5 protein-coding genes and 3 pseudogenes are annotated in these 5,145 nt (G+C 65.8%); 2 read left to right on the top strand and 6 right to left on the bottom strand.

Annotated elements, in window-relative coordinates:
- Window positions 1-100 precede the first annotated feature (100 nt).
- On the top strand, window positions 101-424 hold the full coding sequence (locus tag ACH4C6_RS35835) for a transposase (RefSeq protein ID WP_398112770.1): 324 nt from the start codon (window positions 101-103) through the stop codon (window positions 422-424).
- A gap of 206 nt (window positions 425-630) precedes the next feature.
- On the opposite strand, the pseudogene ACH4C6_RS35830 reads toward ACH4C6_RS35835, so the two are convergent.
- From ACH4C6_RS35830 to ACH4C6_RS35810, 5 genes and pseudogenes are all read right to left on the bottom strand, one after another.
- Window positions 631-1,669: pseudogene (locus ACH4C6_RS35830) on the bottom strand (IS110 family transposase).
- Window positions 1,653-2,009, bottom strand: coding sequence for a hypothetical protein (locus ACH4C6_RS35825; protein WP_398112771.1), 357 nt, complete (start codon window positions 2,007-2,009; stop codon window positions 1,653-1,655). Before ACH4C6_RS35825 ends, ACH4C6_RS35830 begins: the two are co-directional and overlap by 17 nt.
- A gap of 100 nt (window positions 2,010-2,109) precedes the next feature.
- Window positions 2,110-2,190, bottom strand: a pseudogene (locus tag ACH4C6_RS35820) (hypothetical protein); the annotation flags it as partial.
- 10 nt (window positions 2,191-2,200) lie between these two features.
- Window positions 2,201-2,527 (bottom strand): transposase, encoded by a 327-nt coding sequence (locus ACH4C6_RS35815; protein WP_398112769.1) that lies wholly within the window; start codon window positions 2,525-2,527, stop codon window positions 2,201-2,203.
- Window positions 2,528-3,085: 558 nt separating this feature from the next.
- Window positions 3,086-3,529, bottom strand: coding sequence for a hypothetical protein (locus ACH4C6_RS35810; RefSeq protein ID WP_398112768.1), 444 nt, complete (start codon window positions 3,527-3,529; stop codon window positions 3,086-3,088).
- Between the two features lie 260 nt (window positions 3,530-3,789).
- Between ACH4C6_RS35810 and ACH4C6_RS35805 the strand changes: the two are divergent.
- Window positions 3,790-3,987: pseudogene (locus ACH4C6_RS35805) on the top strand (transposase); the annotation flags it as partial.
- Window positions 3,988-4,245: 258 nt separating this feature from the next.
- On the opposite strand, the gene ACH4C6_RS35800 reads toward ACH4C6_RS35805, so the two are convergent.
- Complete coding sequence (locus ACH4C6_RS35800; RefSeq protein WP_398112767.1) at window positions 4,246-4,839, bottom strand: hypothetical protein; 594 nt, start codon at window positions 4,837-4,839, stop codon at window positions 4,246-4,248.
- Window positions 4,840-5,145: the final 306 nt, after the last annotated feature.

The following is a 5,145-nucleotide window of genomic DNA, read 5'->3' as shown; positions in this document are numbered from 1 at the left end:
AACCGACAAGCTCGCGATCGCCTACCAGGCCGCACTCCACCTCGCGGGCATCCTCATCTGGACCCGGCGCTGACCAAAGAGACAGAACCTAGCCCTGGGCGTGATTGAAGAGACGAGGGCGTGGAGTATCGAGGTGCCCCTCGTAGTCGCCGACGGAGGCTACGGCGGTGCCGCAGCTTTCCGCCTCGGCCTTGAGAAACGCGGGCTGGAGTACGTGGTGGGCATCTCCAGCACGACCACTGCCCAGCCGGAAGAAGCAAGGCGCCGCATCCCGCCCTACGGCGGTCGAGAGCTTGGGCCGCAGCCGGTTCACCACGAGCTGGCCAAGGCCGCGAAGAAGCTGGTTATTGAGGCCGGCAAGCAGGCTTCGAACACGTGCAGTGGCAGGGAGGCTCCCGCCCGGGCAGCGGCAGCAGCGGTGTGAAGCGTATGTACCCGCGGTTTGTGGCCCTGCGGATCAGGCTCGCCGGACGCAAGATCCCCAGAAGAGAAAGTTAGGCCAGGCCCTGCTCGGGGGAGAGGGAGACAGCGGCGGGCATGGCGGCATCACGCCTGAAGGGCGGCGGTCACAACCCGCCGGTGCAAGGGACCGCGCCGACCTTGCGTGATCCGGGGCCCCTATGAAACTGGTCAAGCCCATGGGGCCGGCTGGGGTTCGTAGAAGGTGCCGTCACGAAGCAACGCGAAGAGCACGTCGGCTCGTCGTCTGGCGAGGCAGACGACGAGCCAGGGAGCGGCACTTGCCCTGGCTGATCTTCTTGTCGTAGTAGCTGCGGCTGGCCGAGTCAGCCAGGGCCGCGAACGCGGAGAGGAAGAACGCCCGTTTGAGCTGCTTGCTTCTTCTCAGGGACGGTTGCTCACCACGGATTGACGAGCCCGAACTGCGGGTTGCCGGGCAAGGCCGGCGTAAGCAACAAGGTGGGCGGCGGACGGGAACGAACGGTCGCCGCCGACATCGATGAGAATCCTGGCTCCGGTCCTGACGCCGATCCCCGCGTGGACGTCAGGACCTTCGAAAGCGGGTGTGCCTCCAGCAGTTCCTCGATCCGTGCGGCGAGGAGTTCCCCTGGTCTAATACTGCCTGGAGTGAGCTGGCAAGGCTGGGGACGATCAGCGCTGCCGCGTCCGTGCCCGGGGCGCGGTGTCACGAGCCGACGCCGCTCGGCCTTGCGTATCTGGGCGGGCAACCCGAACTGGACGAGTCCGGCCAGGCGCTGCACTCGGGGCCCAGGACGCGTTCCAGCGACGGATGGATCTGCGTTAGCAGGCCGCGCAGGCGGATGCTGATGCGGGTGGCTTCGCCGGCCAGGTCGTCGTAGCCGACGATCATCTCCAGCTCGGCGATGGTCTTCTCCTCAAGACCGACTGATCGGAGCGTGTGTGGCATGACGCGGGCGGCATCCGCGATGACGAACGCGTCGCGGCCATCGGTCTTGGCCTCGCCCGGATAGAGATCAGCGATCCGCCGCATCGTCAGCCCGAACAGATCGGCGACCGGGCATCCCATGTCCCGGGCCACTGCCAGAGGCAGGGCTCCGATGGAGGCTGGCTTATCGACCACGACCAGCACCGTTCCGTGCTTGGCCTGCAGCTTCCCGAACACCTCGCGGAGATTGGGCGCGCTGTTGGGCATGCCGAGGAAGGCGCCGATGTCACTGACGTCGATCACGCTCGTCCTCCGGGAGGAACTCGGCACCCAGCAGCGACCCGATGCCAGGCATGCTGGAGATCACTGGTGCGAGCTCGTGCTCGCGAAGCCGAGCCTCGACGAGCTTGTCCAGCTCGTGGATCTTCTCGTGGAGGCTGAGCAATTCCACTGCCAGGTCGCCGATCACGCGGGCGATCGTGACTTCGCCGGGAAGCCGGGTATGCTGGCGCTCTGCAGCATCGACAGCGGCGTTGGCCAGTTCTGTGCTTGCGGGTCCTGCGGTGCGTATCCATGGCGTGAGCCGCCCTCGACCGAGATGCCGCAGTGCCGCCGGCGTCTGGTACCTCGACAGAAGCACCACCGGCCCGATGCTCGTCAGTTCCAGGGCATGCTCCAGGCCGGAATATGCTCAGCACCTGCGCGTGCAGGCGGTTGGTCTTGCGCGTCCGCTCCTTGACCAGATCGGCCCGCCGATCGGTCATCACTCGCAGCTCAGCGGCCATTTCGCTCTCTGGGGTGAGGACATGCAGGTCACGTCGCATGCGTGCCTGATCAGCGATGATCCGGGCGTCCTTCGCGTCCGTTCTTGCCCAGGCCGCGGTAGCCGGCCGAGGTCCGGTTCACGGCGAGGCCGGGAAGATAGAAGACGGTCTGCTCATGGTTGAGCGGCAGATTGACCAGCAGGGAGGCCATACGGTCGGCAACGTCGATGGACCAGACGACATCCTCAGCGAGCGCCGCCACGTCGCTGCTGAGGTCCAGCAGTTCAGGCTCATCGTTGACCACCCTCCTGGACAGCAGTACATCGCCGTCGTTGTTCAGGACAACGGTGTGATGGTGAGCCTTGCCGATATCGGTTCCCGTCCAGTCCCAAGCCATGGTCTCCTCCGGTCGTTCGACGCACTTCGATCCGGACGACCCCTCCAGCATGGTCCTACTCAGCGATACCCGTGGGCTCGCAGCTCCTCATCAGTGGTCGAGTCGTCGTGCGGCCCCGGGCTGCCAGGTGTCACAGGAACCATTGAAGGCAACCACCCCCAAGCCATACCGAGGGCCACTGGATCCTCCGGACCGCACGACAGCCCATCCGACCCATTAACAACGTAGGGCCCCAAGCCATCAACTCGACAGGGGAGACAGTCATGCCAACTCCGAAGGCTGGGCGACCCCGTCGCGGGGCCACCAAGAAGGTAATTGTGATAGTCGACCTGCGGCCCGGGTTGGGTTGCTGCCAGGCTGGCGCTGTCGTTCCGGTATGACCCGCAAGGTAATTGGCGGCTCGTCAGAGTCTGCCGTGCCCCGAGATGTCTACCGGACGTAGGCGTCGGCCTGGCCCACCCCGTTGGCTTGATCAGCGGCTTGTCCGCCATATCGACGTGACTCATCACAGTTCTGCCACGCGGTGACTCCACCCAGGCCGGCGCCGACCACGGTCGCTCAGCCCTTGAAGGAGAACAATCGCGTGACCGCGCTCGCAGAACCGGTCGACGGCGTCATCGGAGTCGACACCCACCGGGACACTCTCGCCGCAGCCGCCGTCAGCCCCATCGGTGCCGCCCTCGCCACCACGGATGCCCCGCGAACGCCCGCGGCTACCGGCGCCTGCTGGAGTTCGCCCGCCAGCACATCCCCGACCGTCGTTGCGGGGCGGTGGAAGGAGTCGGCAGTTATGGCGCCGGGCTGGCCGCCTTCCTCGACCAGGCCGGCGAACAGGCTGTCGAGGTCCTGCGTCCCAAGCGATCGGCGGTCCGCGGCGGCCGCAAGACCGAGATGCCCGACGCCATCCGAGCAGGCAAGGGAGCCCTCGCCAGCAAGCACCTCATCCAGCCGAGGGACCGAGGGGAACGCGAGGCTCTGCGGGTTCTCCTCGTCACCCGCCACGGTGCTGTGCTCGCCTCCACGGCCGCGATCAACCAGTTCAGGGGCCTGATCGTTTCAGCACCTGACGGCCTCCGCACTGAGCTGCGGAAACTCAAGCGTCCGGCGCAGATCAACCGCTGTGCTCAGCTGAGTGACGGCCCAGCGCAAAGCATCGAGCACCGCATGACGGTCCGGGCGTTGAGGTCTACGGCTCAGCGTGTTCATACACTGCAAGCTGTGAGGCCAAGGGCGAAGGAGAGATCCTCAATCTTGTGCGTCAGATGGCTCCTGAGCTGCTGCAACTCCAAGGAGTCGGACCGATCACCGCAGCCCAGGTGCTGGTCAGTTGGTCACACCCGGGCCGTTTCCGTTCCGAGGCCGCCTTCGCGTCGTTCGTCGGCGTGTCGCTAATCCCCGCCTCTTCCGGGCTCACCAACCGCCACTCCATCAACCACAGCGGTGATCGGCAGCTGAACCGCGCTTTGCACACCATCACGCTCATCCGGATGCGGCTGGACCCAGCCACGAAGACATACGTTGCCCGCAGGATCAGCGAGGGCAAGACCTCCCGCGACGCGCAGCGCTGCCTGAAACGAGCCGTCTGCCGCCAGCTGTTCAAGATCCTCGAACGTGCTCAGATCGAACCCCGACGATCTCCTTCGAACCGCTTGACGCGATATAGCAGCCACGGGGGAGAGAGTCGTGCAACCCGCCAAAGACCTGCCTCGGCTGGTTTGCTACGGCTCGCTGCTGGTGTCAGGGCCTGCGTCGACGCCGTGTTCGCCGAGCATAGCGCGCGGTACGTCGTCATCAACTCCCAAGCCGAGTGGCAGAGTGAGGGCTGGCGACGTCTCCCCGCTGCAGCCGATGGGCGGTTGCGGTGACGTGGCAGCCCGTCCACCAGGAGCCAGGGCGGCGATGGCGGAACGGAAAACGGGCACGTTGTCCCTGATCATCTCGTAGGCGATGTTCTTGTGCCAGCTGGGATTGTCCGGATCCCACACAGGAGTGATGGGCGCGCTGATGCCTTCGGGCCACCAGCCCTCCCGCACGCCGCGCGGGACGGCACGGGATAGGGCGACGGTCGGTCCGTTGAGCTTTCCGAGGTCAGCACGCAGTCGGTCCGCCTCGAGGTAACCGTCACCCTCGACGATGACCATCTCGGCGAACTTCCGGGCACCAGCGGGCAGCGAGCGAAGGAAGCGCGTGGCGCGCTCGACAGTCCAGGTGGTGTCGACGGCCGCAACAGCCAGCTCCGCCTGATGCGCTGCGGCGAGCGCGACGAGTTTCTCGGCGAAGTTCTTGTCCGCGCCCTCGATCGTGATTTTCATGTGGTCTTCCGTCAGATTCTTGGCCGGTTCTCCGGGTTCTCCGTGGAATTTTACCCCTGCTCTTTCCCCATGTAGCGAAGCGTCTGCCCGCACTGCCCGCCTGCTCAGGGCGGCGCGACGCCCAGGCCCCGGGGCAGACGGAAGCTATCTGGCCCGGATCGAGGCGAACAAGCACAGTAAGGCGACCGGGACCCTCAAGCCCCGCCGGTCCTAGGCACTGTTTCTCGGATCTCCGTACGTGAGCGCGGTGTTGGGGTCAGGTTGGCTGGATGGGACGTGGTGACCTGACTGAACGCGGAATGGGAT

It is taken from the genome of Streptomyces sp. NPDC017943 (assembly GCF_044328425.1).
GTDB classification, from domain to species: Bacteria; Actinomycetota; Actinomycetes; order Streptomycetales; family Streptomycetaceae; genus Streptomyces; species Streptomyces djakartensis_A.
This window is presented reverse-complemented; position numbering and strand designations above follow the sequence as displayed.